The organism is Acinetobacter bereziniae LMG 1003 = CIP 70.12 (genome assembly GCF_000368925.1).
Lineage (GTDB): Bacteria > Pseudomonadota > Gammaproteobacteria > Pseudomonadales > Moraxellaceae > Acinetobacter > Acinetobacter bereziniae.
Window position 1 is genome coordinate 196988 of the sequence record NZ_KB849756.1, and the last position, 14493, is coordinate 211480.

Here is a 14493-nt window from a genome sequence, read left to right on the forward strand (position 1 = left end):
ATGAAGAGGTGTATCTCAAAGCTTATAGCAGTGTCACAGATGCGAAAAAGCAATTAAGTGCATATTTTGAGTTTTATAATTTGAAACGACCTCATTCGAGTCTAGACAAAATGACACCAAATGAGTTTTACTATGATCAGCTACCCCAACAAAACAAGGTGGCTTAACTAGAGCGGAATATCACTTATAAATACGCTTTTAGTTGTTCAAACAAGTGGGACCACCTCTCTTGGTGATAATGCTGGATCAATAATCTTTGTGGTGATCGAATAACCTTTTAAAGGATATACGGGCGCATCAATATTGAGTTGTTTTAACATCTCATGACTATAACTGCCCAATGCCATCACATAAACATCACCTTTCAATGTACTGCCATCTTTGAGTTTAATGGCTGTAATTCGATCTGAATCTTTTTCAATTGTTTCAATCACTGTATTAAAAAGAAAATTTACACCTTGCTGCGCAGCGAGTTCTGCTAATTCAGTGGTAAATTTTTGGCAATCCCCTGTTTGATCATTAGGCAAGCGTAAACCACCAACAAAATCAACAGTCGCATGCGCCAATGCAGGTTCTGCTTTGATCACACCAGCTTTATCTAATAATTCAAATGGCACACCTTCATGCTTTAATACTTCTGTGTCTTTGCCTGCCACATCTAATTGCTGCTGCTTACGAAACAGTTGCAATGTCCCAAGCTGACGTTCATCGAAATGAATTTGGGTTTCTGCACGCAGTTCATCTAAGCAATCACGGCTATATTCTGAAATTCTCACCATTCGCTCTTTGTTGATTTGATAGCGATTGATATTACATTCAGCTAACATTTGTACCATCCATTGATACTGATACATATCTCCAGTTAGTTTAATGGCGAGCGGCGAATGGGGTTGAAACATCCATTTAAATGCTTTTAAAGGAATCCCTGGAGCAGCCCAAGGAGAGGCATAACCTGGAGAAATTTGACCTGCATTCGCAAAACTTGTTTCAAGTGCTACATTCGGTTGACGGTCAATTACAGTGACCTCATGACCCGCTTGTTTGAGATAATATGCCGATGTTGTACCAATAACACCTGCGCCCATGATGATGATATGCATACTGAACCGACCTTATACGAATTTATCGTCTTATAATAAAAAGTTATCTGTTCTAATCTGAATTTTTGCCACTCTTTTAATGTAGCACTTAGAAATAATTTGGCAACACAGATTTCGTATGGAACTGTCACTATGGTTTATACTTTTGAATTATTAAGTTTTATATCTTCTAATAGCAAATTTTTCCTTAGAACACATATTAAGGTGTCTCGCTTTTAGCAAATAGTGTTGTGATAAAAGTCTTGCTCAGCTCAAAAAGCAAGAATATTCACTGATAATGATCATAGAATATATTTTACCCTTTTACGCTTCTTATACACTTCTAAATTGAATAGTCTATAGAGCGCTAATCTGTTGAAAATCTCACTTAGAATGAATTATCTGTATGAATATTCAGCCAGTCTAATGATAAAGTAACGTGAGTTCGATGAAACCGCATCTTCAACTCATTGAAAAACAATAAGTCTCGACGGAGTCTTGCTGAGTTCTCACCCAATTTCAGGAACAGCCTGCGGCTCGCCATACTTTTCTTTCGGGATGAGGAGCGAAGCTCCGCAAGGGCAACCACCTTGCGCAGCGGTATCGCTGCTCACCGCAAAACTCGTCAACCATCAGCAACATATTTAATCAGTCGCAGAAACAATACTTTATAGAAGCAGTCCTGCCTCAAACAGTTGCGGATGACGTTTCCGAGTATCATATTTCATCAAGAATTTTTATCGAACTCAGGTTAAAGTAGATAATTATGGCTGATCATATCGCTTAAATTAAAAAAGCTCGCTTCATCTATAAAGATTCAGCGAGCTTTGTCATCATCAGCTTAAGGATAAAATCATCGATGGGTATGAATGGACATCACAATCCCAAAACTTGCCAACAAAGCAATCACGGCTGAACCGCCATAACTCATCAAAGGTAAAGGATCGCCTGTTACAGGCAAAATTCCACTCACCATGCCAGAGTTTACAAAAACATAGAAGAATAAGGATAAGCCAATTGTTCCAGCCAACAGACGTCCATAATTATGAAAGCTATTTAAGCTAATGATCATGCATCTAAAAATCATCGCGGTATACAAGGCAAATAAGAAAAATACACCAATAAAGCCAAATTCTTCTGCATATGTCGACATGATAAAATCGGTATGGTGTTCTGGTAAATAGCCTAATTGAGACTGTGTCCCTTCCAAGAATCCGCGTCCTGTCATGCCCCCCGAACCAATTGCAATTTTAGACTGAATAATATTCCAACCAGCTCCCAGTGCATCAGACTCAGGATCAAACAAAGTCATAATTCGTTTCTTTTGATATGCTTGCAAGACAAATGTCCAAATTAATGGAAAAGCCATTGCTAATGCAGCCAGTGTACCAATAATTAAAGTCCATGACATGCCACTGAGAAATAAGGCGAAAACCCCACCAATCACAATACCTATCGCCAAGTCTGGCTGCAGAAGTGCCAATACAAATGGCACTACCATAATCATCAAAGCCACCACAATATGTCTAAACTTGGGAGGTAAAGGATTTCGTGCAAAATACCATGCCATCATTAAAGGCATTGCAAACTTCATAAACTCACTGGGTTGCATACTGCCAATACCGGGTATGGTTAACCAACGTTTTGCGCCTAAGCGTACGTCACCAATCAGTAAGACCAAAATCAGTAATAGAATGGCAAATAGATAGAACCATGGGCTAATCGCTTGATAAACTTTGGGTGGAATCTGTGCACAGACAAACAATAAAACAAAACCCACACCAAAGCTGACCGCTTGACGAATCACCATAGTCATGTCTTCCGAAGAAGCACTGTAAACCATCAATAAACCAAGAACAGCATTGATGATTAATAAGCCCAATAACCATGGGTCAAGATGCAATTTATCCCATCTCGACATCTTCTGATTAATACTTAAACCATCTCGAACGGACTGACGTAAAAACTTATACTGGGGCGATGGTGTCATGAATGCAAATCTTAAACCTAACTTAATCTAGCCAAATTATAGAGATAAATATTCAAGGAGAACATCTATCCTTTGAGAATTATTTTTAATTTCTCAGTTTTTTAATGCATTATTTGTGATTGTAAAATTAACTTCGCCAACTCTAAATCGTCAGGATAAGTGATTTTAATATTATCTGAACGCCCCATCACGACTTGGACAGTGTGATTACTATGTTCTAAAGCACTCGCTTCATCTGTAATCATGACTCCATCGTTAAGCGCTGTTTCAATGGCTGTTTTTAAAATTGAAAATGTTGAAATTTGAGGCGTTTGTGCTTGCCACAATTGATCACGATTCACTGTTTTAACAATATTATGTTGCTGATCAACACGCTTTAAGGTATCTCTCACAGGGATTGCAAGAATCGCATTGCTATTTAAGTTGATTGCTGTATTAAGTAGATTGACAAGACACTCACGTGTTACACATGGACGTGCAGCATCATGTACAAAGACAAAATCATCAGGTTGGGCAAATTGTTCGAGATAGCTTAATGCATTTAGCACGGAGTCAACACGTTCATTGCCACCTAAACAAAAATGACTTAAATGTTTATTTTTTAGAGCCAATGTCTGGGCATAATGGTCTTGCTCACCAATTGCAAGTACATAACCCGCAAGTGGCAATTCATTTAAACGGTCGATGGTATGCGCTAAGACTGTTTTATTTTGAATAATTTGATATTGCTTAAGTTCTGTTTTTGAAAAACGACGACCTGAGCCAGCAGCCGGGACAATTGCCCAAATTTTACGGTTGGTCTGGTACAGGTTCGTTATCGTCTTCATTGGTTCTTAAGTCTACATTTGGATCTGTATAAATCTGCTTATAATGGGTACTAATCGTACTCATTTGTACAAATGTTTCATGTGGCTTCACTAGACCGAGATCTAAACGTGCATGTTCTTCTATGGCCTCAGAACCATTTTTCAAATCATACACTTCAGCAGCGAGGATACGGTTGCGTTCTTTTAGATCAGCATTGACTTCAGCTTGCTGTTCAATTTGCTGTACTAAAGCTTGGTGAGGAAAATGACCTCCCTCACCAAACCAGAAGCGATATTGCAATACTGCAACGATTAAAATCGCCAGTATTGCAATCACTTTACTTGAAGTAGTTTTAAAGACTTCTAACATTTCAAAGAGATTAATTCAGACCTTTGAATTCAGCTTTACCGCGATAAGCTGCATGAGTCAACTCTTCGATACGAAGTAATTGGTTATATTTTGCAACACGGTCAGAACGGCAAAGTGAACCTGTCTTGATTTGACCAGCAGCAGTACCTACAGCCAAGTCCGCAATGGTAGAATCTTCTGTTTCACCAGAACGATGTGAAATAACTGTGCTATAACCATTTGCTTTAGCAAGATAAATCGCATCTAAAGTTTCTGACAATGTACCAATTTGGTTGTATTTGATTAAGATCGAGTTACCAACTTTCTCATCAATACCACGTTGTAAAATCTTAGGATTAGTTACAAACAAATCGTCACCAACCAATTGGATTTTATCACCGAGAATAGAAGTCAAATAACTCCAACCTTCCCAATCAGACTCATCCAAACCATCTTCGATTGAGATAATTGGATATTGTTTTACAAGACCAGCTAAGTAGTCAGCAAACTGGTTGCTTGTAAATGCTTTGTTGCCTTCTCCAGCAAGAATGTATTGACCATTCTTGTAGAATTCAGAAGATGCACAGTCAAGCGCTAACATGATGTCAGAACCCGCTTTATAACCTGTGGTTTCAATAGCAGAAAGGATAACTGTAATCGCTTCTTCGTTTGAACGTAAGTTTGGTGCAAAACCACCTTCGTCACCCACCGCAGTGTTTAAACCTTGCTTTTTCAATACAGATTTCAAAGCATGGAAAATTTCCGCACCAGCACGCAAAGATTCAGCAAATGAAGTGAAGCCTACAGGCTCAATCATGAACTCTTGGATATCAACAGTGTTATCTGCATGAGCACCACCGTTCAAAATATTCATCATTGGAACTGGCATAGTCAAAGTTGTTTGACCACGTAAGTCTGCGATGTATTGGAACAATTCAGTTTTTTTCTCAGTTGCAGCAGCACGTGCAGCAGCTAAAGATACAGCCAAAGTTGCGTTTGCACCTAATTTTTCTTTATTTTCAGTGCCATCAAGCGCAATCATTTTGTCATCAAGCGCTTTTTGTTCAAATACGTTTTGACCTTTTAATAAGTCTTTGATTTGACCATTTACGTTTTGAACTGCAGTGCGAACACCTTTACCTAAGTAACGTGATTTGTCACCGTCACGAAGTTCTAAAGCTTCACGAGAACCAGTTGAAGCACCAGATGGTGCACATGCACGGCCAACAACGCCAGAGTCTAGGATTACGTCTGCTTCGATGGTTGGGTTACCACGAGAGTCCAAAATTTCACGTGCACGAATGTCAACGATTTGGCTCATGAATAATTCCTCAGTTGATTAAAAATAAGATGCTGTTTAAGGGCATCAATGAGTATCTAACTTTTTGAAACCTTTAACTAAGGTATCCAATTCTTTTAATTGTGCTAAGAATGGCTCAAGTTGAGACATACGCAATGCACAAGGTCCATCACATTTTGCTTTTTCAGGATCTGGATGTGCTTCTAAGAACAACCCAGCCAAACCTGTTGCCATACCTGCTCGCGCCAATGTAGTGATTTGCGCACGGCGTCCACCCGCTGAATCTGCACGACCGCCTGGTGTTTGTAAGGCATGGGTGACATCAAAAAATACAGGAACATTCATTTCTTTCATGGTATCAAAACCAAGCATATCAACAACCAAGTTATTGTAGCCAAATGATGTACCACGCTCACACAGAATGAGTTTGTCATTACCAGCTTCTAAACACTTGTTGAGAATATGGCTCATTTCACGCGGAGAAAGGAATTGTGCTTTTTTGATATTGATAATGGCTTGTGTTTTCGCCATTGCTTCAACCAAATCTGTCTGACGACTTAAAAATGCAGGAAGCTGAATGATATCTGCCACTTCAGCGACAGGTGCAGCTTGGTAAGGTTCGTGAACATCTGTAATAATCGGCACATTAAAATGTTTTTTAATGTCGGCTAACCATTCAATTCCCTTTTCCAAACCTGGACCACGGAATGAATGTAAGCTTGAGCGATTGGCTTTATCAAAACTGGCTTTAAATACATAAGGGATATTTAAGCGCGTACAAATATCGACATAAGTCTCTGCAATTTCAAAAGCCAAGTCTTTCGACTCAAGTACGTTCATTCCGCCGAATAGTACAAATGGCAAGTGATTTGCCATTTGTATATCGCCTAAACGTACAATTTCTTGTGGTTTTAATTGTGACATTTAAACTTCCTAGTTTGTTTTACACACTTACTTACTGTTTTGGTGCTGCTTTTTTGCGGCATCGATAAAACTAGCAAATAATGGATGCCCATCACGTGGTGAACTTGTAAATTCTGGATGGAATTGTACAGCAATAAACCAAGGATGGTCAGGAATTTCTACTGTTTCAACAAGATGTTGCGCAGTTGAATAGCCTGAAATTTTCATGCCTGCTTGTTCAATTGCAGGAATGAAACGATCGTTCATTTCATAGCGATGGCGATGGCGTTCAGTAATTTCTGCTTTCGCATACACTTCACGTGTTTTAGTGCCTTCAACCAACTCGGATGTTTGTGCACCTAAACGCATTGTTCCACCCAGATTTGACTCAGTGCTACGATGCTGAATTTCACCACGTTCGTCTAACCATTCAGTGATTAAACCAATCAATGGGAATTTTGTTGAACGATTAAATTCTGTAGACGTTGCTTCTGGCATACCTGCAACATGACGAGCAAACTCAATCACAGCCAATTGCATACCCAAGCAAATACCCAAAAATGGTACTTTGTTTTCACGTGCATATTGAATAGCTTGCATTTTGCCTTCAGTACCACGCTCACCAAAGCCACCAGGTACCAAGATCGCATCGACATCTTTTAAGATTTCAGCAGGATTTTGGCTTTCCAATTCTTCTGCATTGATATAATCAATTTGAACTTTAACGCGATTTTGAATACCAGCATGTAAAAGTGCTTCATTGACAGATTTATAAGCATCTGGCAATTCAACGTATTTACCGACCATTGCAACACGAATGGTGTATTCAGGATTAAGTAAAGCTTCTACAACGTGATCCCAGTCTGCAAGATCTGCTTCTGGCAAGTTGATATAACCAAAACGTTCACAGATTAAATCATCAACATTTTGTTCGTAGAATGTACGTGGAATTTGATAAATCGAACGTGCATCTTTACAGACCACAACCGCACGCGCTTCAACGTTGGTAAAGAGTGCAATTTTACGTGTGGTATCGGCATCAACATCATGCTCAGTACGACAAATCAAAATGTCAGGCTGAATACCAATCGACAATAACTCTTTCACTGAATGTTGAGTTGGCTTAGTTTTAAGTTCAGCAGCAGACTTGATATAAGGTAATAAAGTCAAATGCATTAACATGGTACGTTTATGACCAAGCTCAACCATCAACTGACGTACAGATTCCATGAATGGGAGGGATTCAATGTCACCGACTGTACCACCGATTTCAACGATAGCAACGTCATAACCTTCGCCTGCACGAAGTACACGCTCTTTAATATTATCCGTAATATGTGGAATAACTTGGACTGTACCACCGAGATAATCACCACGACGTTCTTTATTCAAAACATCTTGATATACACGACCAGACGTAAAGTTATTCAATTTGGTCATTTTGGCACGACGTAAGAAACGTTCGTAATAACCCAAATCTAAATCAGTTTCAGCACCATCTTCTGTGACAAATACTTCACCGTGCTGGAATGGGCTCATCGTCCCAGGATCGACATTAATGTATGGATCCATTTTGACCATGGTTACTTTTAAACCACGGGCTTCTAAAAGTGCAGCAACTGAAGCAGCTGAAATACCTTTACCTAGTGATGATACAACACCACCAGTGACGAATATAAAATGGGTCATCAAGTTTCTCGTACAATGGAGCCTAAATTGGCCTACAATGTTGTGCGATTTTACTTTACCTTGTACCAAGAAAGCAAAGTCAATTCACATCAATTCATAGAACAATAAACAATTGGCTATTCTATCAGCATTTCCAATAAAAATTTAGCACTTGATAAGGTGATTTTTAAATATCATTTTGCTGTTATACTAGTTAACATCTCTTTAATCTGTTTTGTTTTGAGTAATTATGAATAAGAAATTTTTAATTTGTGGCGCAATTGCGACAGCACTACTTGTATCTGCTTGTGTAAAAAAAGAAGAGCCGAAAGAGACTGAGCAAGAGAAAGTTGAAACTGCTCAAACAGCGGCATCTGAACCAGCTCAATTTGAAAGCTTACCGAGTGCTGAACAAAATACTCAACAAGTCGAAATTCCTGCGCATGTAGAAGTTGAACGTACTGAAACAGCGAATACAACAACAGAAATTCGTCGTGAACCAACGCATGAAGCGCTTGCAACAACACAGGCTGCTGAAAATAAACCTGCTGCAACAGAAGCTAAACCTGCAAAAGCAGAGTCAGTGAAGACTGAAACAGCTCAAACTGCACCAAAGACCCAGACTGCGCCTAAAGCAAACTCTGGCACTGCTCAATCTGAAGATGACGCAGTTGCTGCTGCAATCGCTGCAGCTACACCTGCATTGAAAAACTAAAAGCTTATTTTTCAACAAAGAACTAGTTTTGTAAGCAAAAAACCAGTCATTTGGACTGAACCCCAAATCTTGGACAGTTTAGTTAACGCTGGATTGAGTTCTGAATTGAACAGGGCTCAATCCTTTTAGTTTAATTTGTATTCTCTCATGATTATAGTAATGGATGTAGTCATGAATTTGTTGCTCTAAGACTTCAATGCTTTCTGGTTTCTCTAGATAAATCGTCTCTGATTTTAATGTACCAAAGAAACTCTCCATCAAAGCATTGTCCCAACAATTCCCTTTTCTACTCATACTTTGCTTAATCTTATTCGCTTTAAGCGTACTCCTAAATTGGCTCATTTGATAATGCCAGCCTTGATCTGAATGAAGCATAAGCTTGTGTTTTCGTGAGTTTGGTAAATGACTTATGGCTTGATCAAGCATATCTTTAACAAGTTGAAATACTGGGCGTCTTGAAAGTGTATAGCTCACAATCTCATTGTTATAGCAGTCTAAAATCGGAGATAAATATAACTTCGTATCAGCAACTTTAAATTCGGTTATATCTGTCAGCCAACGCTTATTGGGTCGCTTCGCTTCAAAGTTACGTTTGAGTTTATTTTTGACTATTTTATTGGATGTACCTTTGTAGGCATTGTACTTTTTACGCCGAATCAATGAAATTAAACCAAAGCCTCTCATCAACCTAGCAATCAATTTATGGTTATGATGAAGACCTTGTTGCTTCAAGGCTAAAGTGATTCGTCTATAACCATATCTACCTTTATGCTGATCATAAATTTGGCAAATTCGTTGCTTGAGCTCTGCATATTTATCTACGGCATTTAGCTTGGCTTTATGATAGTAGAAACTACTCCTCGATAACTCAGCAATATCTAAAAGCAATGGCAAAGCAAACTCAGTACTCATCTGATCAATCAACCTTGCTTGTTGTCCTTTTTGGGTGGATTCAGCAAGGCGTCGAGCTTTTTTAAGTAAGCATTCTCAGCGCGTAAATAGAGTAGTTCATGCTGAAGCTCAGCAGTTGTTTTTTCATGATCAGGTTTATCAACAATATATTTATGTTTATTTTTAGACATGGGTGCTCTTCCTTTAGACTTTGGTTCTAGTCCAAGCATACCATCGGTTTGATAGATTTTACGCCATACACTGATCAAACTCGGGGAAGAAATACCAAAACGAAGAGCTGTATCAGATAAACTTAATCGCTCATCCTGCATAGTTGTTAATACTTTATATTTAAATTCAGCTGTATAAATTGTCTTATTCTGTTTTGGTTTTATTGCATCAATTCCACCTAAGTTGAATTGAGCCAACCATTTAGAGACATCCTTATCACTAATCGAAAAATGCTTGGCTGTTGATAAACTAGAATGGCCTTGAGCATAATAAGCAATGACTGCTTGTTTAAACTTTAAATTGTATTTCATAAAAATACCCTATAAGTTGTGTCCAACTTATAGGGTTCAGTTCAATTCATGACTGGTTTTTTGCTAATTATAATCTTCATAATAAATATAATACTAAGATATAGTAAAACCGCCTAATTATTCACACAAGTAATATTTATATACTACTGATATTAAATAAAATTTATTCTTTTTATACGATTTTAATGATTCATTTATTTTGCCCTTTTGAATCATAGGTGGTCGTGCTATCGTGAGGCGACATGGATGTCGCCATGTTGAGCGGGGGTATATGAGCAAAAACAAAGCACTGCTTTGTTTGTAGCGTAAGAACCCTATTAGACGAAAGATTTTTGTCACTTTTCATGTCTGAAAAGTGAGTCATCGCATGCGCAAAAAAAATTTAAACTTTAGATGTAAAACGTGGCAGTGCAAGCTTTAGATCATCAAACAATATATTGATCACATTCATTTTAGTGATTAAGAGAAACGATATTTTACAGTATGGTTTTTTCAACAGATTGACTATACTGAATACTGTTTTAGAAAGTCCGCCATTAAACGTGAAGCCCAAGATTTGGTATTCAAGCCTTCATAAAAACCACAATGACTGCCCTTTTTGGTCGTCACCACCACCACGTTATCCATATTCTGAATGGTTTCCTTATAAGGTTCCAAGTTTTTAATTGAGCACACCGGGTCATCTTCTGCATTTAGAATCATCAGTGGAATTTTAACATTTTCAAAAACATAAATAGGATTGGTGGCTTTTGAATAACTTTCATAATCTGAAAAACCAGCCATTTCAAAATATTCAGTCTGAAACTCTTGTAATGTTTTGGTTCTCAATACATTTTGTACTGAATGTACTGGTGTCCACGTTTGTGTATAAGGCGTGATAAATGCTTTAAACAATTTTTTGGTCATCACCTTGGTATAAAAAGGATGTACATTTTCAAAACCAATTTCAGTATCATAGCCCGGGCACATCGCAAATGCTGCTTTAAATGGTGTGTCTAGACCTTGCTCACCCAAATAGCGTACCAACAATCCAGTACCTGCGGATGATCCCACCGCAAACAATTCAGTCTGTGGAAATAAATCCTGTATATAGCTCAATTGCTCTTTTAGATCGGATGTTGAACCAAAAATTGACATCAATGGAACAGGCATAGGTAGACCTGCATGCCCACGGCGTAAACATAGTGCAATTCGCCAACCCGTATACTCATGTAAATCTTTAACTAATTCACGCATACTTTCTGGCGTTCCAGTAATGGTATGCATGATCACAATGGTCGGTGTCTCTTCAGGTAGATCATAACCATACCATGCAATAGCAGTAACGCCACCATCTTGCATAGTGATTTGATCAATCCGGTCATATTGCAACTTAACTGTCTTTTTTTTAATTAAATCAAAATATAAAAGGTGTGCGTGTGTATTGGTCAACCACGGTGTAGGACGATATTTGTCTTGTAATTGAGGTAGTTTATCTAAGATCTCAGACATTGCACCTTGCTGATTAAAATACAACTTTGGCAATTCAGCGCCAGTCACTTGATCTAATAAACTTTGGGTAATCTCGGTAAACTTATGGAGTACAGACATTTTCCACCTCAACTTTTTATTTATGATAATCATACTTTAAATATGGGAGTCAACGCTCCCAGTATTTATTTATACCATTATGCTTTGGGTATAAAGGCAGCCATTCGTTGCCCCATTTGGGCAGCTAAAGCTTCCAATCCACTTTTCGGGCGAATCATCACTTCAAAATCTACAATTTTTCCAGCCTCATTAAAACGAATCATATCAATCCCTTTTAACTTTTTCTCAGCAACATTGGCTGAAAACTCTAACACTACACTCTGCTCATCGTCTGTATAAAACTCTCGATGATAGGTAAAATTTTCAAAAATTTGGATCACATTGCTTAAAATAAAAAAAACAACTTGCTTCCCTTCATATGGGTGATAAGCCACTGGCGAGCGAAAAACCACATCATCCGCAAGCAGTTCATTTAAAATACTCATATCACGGCTTTCTAGCATCTGATGCCATTTTTGTATTGCAGATTTGCTTTGTGTAAAACTCATTTCTTTCATCCTGAATAGAATCCTCCCTAATAAAAGTTTTAAAGACAATTCAACAAAGAGAGGATTTTGATTAAGTTTTTAAATTGGATTAAATCACTGCTGCTAATTCTGCGCCTTGACGAATCGCACGTTTAGCATCCAATTCTCCCGCTTCCTTCGCGCCACCAATTAAATGAACTGATTTTCCTTCCGCTTGAAGTTGATCAAACATCGCAGTAAATGGCTCTTGTCCAGCACAAATCACCACATGATCAACATCTAAAATCATGACCTTGTCACCAACGGTAATATGCAAGCCTTGATCATCAATCTTGTCATAACGTGCACCTGGGATCATATTGACATGACGATGTTTCAGACCTGTACGATGAATCCATCCAGTTGTCTTACCTAAACCCGCACCCACAGAATCGGTTTTACGTTGCAGTAAATAGATTTCACGAGGCGATTGCTCAACTTCTGGCTGCTTTAAGCCACCCACATGCGCATAAGATGTGTCAATCCCCCATTCATCATAGAATTTCTGAGGATTTAAACTGCCACTCTCACCTTCATGTGAAAGGTACTCAGCGGTATCAAAGCCAATACCGCCTGCGCCGATGATTGCGACTTTTTTGCCAACAGGCTTACGATCACGTAAAACCTCGATATAGGACAATACTTTCGGATGATCAATGCCTTCAATATTTAGATGGCGTGGTGTCACACCTGTAGCCACAACAATTTCATCAAACTTTGCAGCATTCAATTCTTCATATGTCGCAGTATGGTTGAGTACCAGTTTAATGTTGGGTTGTAATTCAATTTTACGTTTGAAATAACGTAAGGTTTCATAGAACTCTTCTTTACCTGGAATGGTTTTGGCAATGTTGAACTGACCGCCAATCTGATTAGATGCTTCAAAAACGGTGACTTTATGTCCACGATCTGCGGCATACGTTGCAAAGCTTAAACCAGCAGGTCCTGCACCAATCACGGCGATATTTTTAATAACATCGGATTGCTTAAAAATCAGTTCAGTTTCATAGCAAGCACGTGGATTGACTAAACATGTAGCAATTTTCATGGAGAAAATATGATCTAGGCACGCCTGATTACAACCAATACAAGTATTAATTTCATCTGCACGACCTTGTTCAGCCTTTTGCACAAAATGAGAATCTGCAAGCATCGGACGCGCCATAGAAATCATATCAGCATCGCCTTGAGCCAAGACATGCTCTGCCATTTCTGGGGTATTGATACGGTTCGATGTGATTAAAGGTACTTTAACAGAACCTTTTAATTTTTTAGTCACCCAAGTAAACGCTGCACGAGGTACTTTGGTCGCAATCGTCGGGATTCGTGCTTCATGCCAACCGATTCCAGTATTGATAATCGTTGCACCAGCTTTTTCAATTTCTTTCGCCAAGTGAATGACTTCTTCGAGCGTAGAACCACCTTCAACCAAGTCCAACATAGACAAGCGATAAATAATAATAAAGTTTTCACCTACCTCTTGGCGTGTTCTTCTTACAATTTCAATTGGAAAACGGATACGGTTTTCATAACTGCCACCCCACTCATCATCACGGTGATTAGTTCTTGCAGCAATAAACTCGTTGATCAGATAACCTTCTGATCCCATAATTTCTACACCGTCATAGCCTGCAATTTGTGACAATCGGGCACAATTGGCAAAGTCTGCAATCGTTTGATGAACTTCTGCTGACGTTAGTGCATGTGGCTTGGTTGGATTAATTGGGGCTTGAATCGCTGAAGGTGCAACGTTTTCAGGCTGATAAGAGTAACGTCCAGTATGTAAAATTTGTAGTGCAATTTTACCTCCAGCATCATGAACTGCTTGAGTAATGACTTTATGTTTTTCTGCTTCTTCTAAATGATCTAATTTTGAACCACCAAAAAATGTTACACCATGATCATTGGGTGAAATACCACCTGTAACAATCAGTCCTACACCACCTGCAGCACGTTCTGCATAAAATGCAGCCATACGCTCATATCCACCTTGAACTTCTTCCAGTCCAACGTGCATAGAACCCATCAACACTCTATTCTTTAATGTAGTAAAGCCTAAATCTAAAGGCGCAAGTAGATGCGGATAATTAGACATGTAAACTCCTTGGCGTGCATTCGCTAGCTATCAATCTGATGAAAAAGTCTAATATTTTT

Annotated in this window: 13 protein-coding genes and 1 pseudogene; 2 read left to right on the forward strand and 12 right to left on the reverse strand. The window is 38.6% G+C overall.

Features of this window, described 5'->3' with window-relative positions:
• A partial coding sequence (locus tag F938_RS11070) for an integrase core domain-containing protein (protein WP_005031828.1) occupies nucleotides 1–167 on the forward strand: 167 nt, incomplete at its 5' end.
• A gap of 63 nt (nucleotides 168–230) precedes the next feature.
• Here the strand turns inward: F938_RS11070 and F938_RS11075 are convergent.
• The 7 genes and pseudogenes from F938_RS11075 to F938_RS11105 form a co-directional block, all read right to left on the reverse strand.
• Nucleotides 231–1100, reverse strand: a pseudogene (locus F938_RS11075) (D-amino acid dehydrogenase); the annotation flags it as partial.
• Nucleotides 1101–1932: 832 nt separating this feature from the next.
• A complete protein-coding gene (gene rodA, locus F938_RS11080; protein ID WP_004830568.1) occupies nucleotides 1933–3069 on the reverse strand; it encodes a rod shape-determining protein RodA in 1137 nt (378 codons plus the stop codon).
• A 101-nt stretch (nucleotides 3070–3170) separates the two neighbouring features.
• Nucleotides 3171–3896 (reverse strand): 2-C-methyl-D-erythritol 4-phosphate cytidylyltransferase, encoded by a 726-nt coding sequence (gene ispD / locus F938_RS11085; RefSeq protein ID WP_005031833.1) that lies wholly within the window; start codon nucleotides 3894–3896, stop codon nucleotides 3171–3173.
• Nucleotides 3859–4245 carry a cell division protein FtsB gene (ftsB, locus tag F938_RS11090; protein ID WP_004830565.1) on the reverse strand — a complete coding sequence of 129 codons (387 nt, stop codon included), beginning with the start codon at nucleotides 4243–4245 and terminating at the stop codon, nucleotides 3859–3861. Before ftsB ends, ispD begins: the two co-directional genes overlap by 38 nt.
• A gap of 10 nt (nucleotides 4246–4255) precedes the next feature.
• Nucleotides 4256–5545 carry a phosphopyruvate hydratase gene (gene eno / locus F938_RS11095; protein ID WP_004830564.1) on the reverse strand — a complete coding sequence of 430 codons (1290 nt, stop codon included), beginning with the start codon at nucleotides 5543–5545 and terminating at the stop codon, nucleotides 4256–4258.
• Between the two features lie 45 nt (nucleotides 5546–5590).
• Complete coding sequence (gene kdsA, locus F938_RS11100) at nucleotides 5591–6448, reverse strand: 3-deoxy-8-phosphooctulonate synthase (protein WP_004830563.1); 858 nt, start codon at nucleotides 6446–6448, stop codon at nucleotides 5591–5593.
• A gap of 27 nt (nucleotides 6449–6475) precedes the next feature.
• The gene (locus tag F938_RS11105; protein WP_004830562.1) at nucleotides 6476–8116 is read right to left on the reverse strand and encodes a CTP synthase; all 1641 of its coding nucleotides are present in this window, start codon (nucleotides 8114–8116) and stop codon (nucleotides 6476–6478) included.
• A 229-nt stretch (nucleotides 8117–8345) separates the two neighbouring features.
• Between F938_RS11105 and F938_RS11110 the strand changes: the two genes are divergently transcribed.
• On the forward strand, nucleotides 8346–8810 hold the full coding sequence (locus F938_RS11110) for a hypothetical protein (protein ID WP_004830561.1): 465 nt from the start codon (nucleotides 8346–8348) through the stop codon (nucleotides 8808–8810).
• A gap of 78 nt (nucleotides 8811–8888) precedes the next feature.
• Here the strand turns inward: F938_RS11110 and F938_RS11115 are convergent, their stop codons facing one another.
• The 5 genes from F938_RS11115 to F938_RS11135 form a co-directional block, all read right to left on the reverse strand.
• The gene (locus tag F938_RS11115) at nucleotides 8889–9734 is read right to left on the reverse strand and encodes an IS3 family transposase (RefSeq protein WP_010591792.1); all 846 of its coding nucleotides are present in this window, start codon (nucleotides 9732–9734) and stop codon (nucleotides 8889–8891) included.
• Nucleotides 9731–10243 carry a helix-turn-helix domain-containing protein gene (locus F938_RS11120; protein WP_005029281.1) on the reverse strand — a complete coding sequence of 171 codons (513 nt, stop codon included), beginning with the start codon at nucleotides 10241–10243 and terminating at the stop codon, nucleotides 9731–9733. Before F938_RS11120 ends, F938_RS11115 begins: the two co-directional genes overlap by 4 nt.
• A gap of 504 nt (nucleotides 10244–10747) precedes the next feature.
• A complete protein-coding gene (locus F938_RS11125) occupies nucleotides 10748–11833 on the reverse strand; it encodes a YheT family hydrolase (protein WP_005031834.1) in 1086 nt (361 codons plus the stop codon).
• Nucleotides 11834–11910: 77 nt separating this feature from the next.
• Nucleotides 11911–12321, reverse strand: a complete 411-nt coding sequence (locus F938_RS11130; RefSeq protein WP_005031835.1) for a nuclear transport factor 2 family protein — start codon at nucleotides 12319–12321, stop codon at nucleotides 11911–11913.
• 88 nt (nucleotides 12322–12409) lie between these two features.
• A complete protein-coding gene (locus tag F938_RS11135) occupies nucleotides 12410–14434 on the reverse strand; it encodes an NADPH-dependent 2,4-dienoyl-CoA reductase (RefSeq protein ID WP_005031836.1) in 2025 nt (674 codons plus the stop codon).
• Nucleotides 14435–14493 lie beyond the last annotated feature (59 nt).

What these genes read in the sequence shown, in the direction of transcription:
- rodA (WP_004830568.1), bottom strand. Translation starts at nt 3,069, where the DNA reads ATGACACCATCGCCCCAGTATAAGTTTTTACGTCAGTCCGTTCGAGAT.
- ispD (WP_005031833.1), bottom strand. Translation starts at nt 3,896, where the DNA reads ATGAAGACGATAACGAACCTGTACCAGACCAACCGTAAAATTTGGGCA.
- ftsB (WP_004830565.1), bottom strand. Translation starts at nt 4,245, where the DNA reads ATGTTAGAAGTCTTTAAAACTACTTCAAGTAAAGTGATTGCAATACTG.
- eno (WP_004830564.1), bottom strand. Translation starts at nt 5,545, where the DNA reads ATGAGCCAAATCGTTGACATTCGTGCACGTGAAATTTTGGACTCTCGT.
- kdsA (WP_004830563.1), bottom strand. Translation starts at nt 6,448, where the DNA reads ATGTCACAATTAAAACCACAAGAAATTGTACGTTTAGGCGATATACAA.
- F938_RS11105 (WP_004830562.1), bottom strand. Translation starts at nt 8,116, where the DNA reads ATGACCCATTTTATATTCGTCACTGGTGGTGTTGTATCATCACTAGGT.
- F938_RS11110 (WP_004830561.1), top strand. Translation starts at nt 8,346, where the DNA reads ATGAATAAGAAATTTTTAATTTGTGGCGCAATTGCGACAGCACTACTT.
- F938_RS11120 (WP_005029281.1), bottom strand. Translation starts at nt 10,243, where the DNA reads ATGAAATACAATTTAAAGTTTAAACAAGCAGTCATTGCTTATTATGCT.
- F938_RS11125 (WP_005031834.1), bottom strand. Translation starts at nt 11,833, where the DNA reads ATGTCTGTACTCCATAAGTTTACCGAGATTACCCAAAGTTTATTAGAT.
- F938_RS11130 (WP_005031835.1), bottom strand. Translation starts at nt 12,321, where the DNA reads ATGAGTTTTACACAAAGCAAATCTGCAATACAAAAATGGCATCAGATG.
- F938_RS11135 (WP_005031836.1), bottom strand. Translation starts at nt 14,434, where the DNA reads ATGTCTAATTATCCGCATCTACTTGCGCCTTTAGATTTAGGCTTTACT.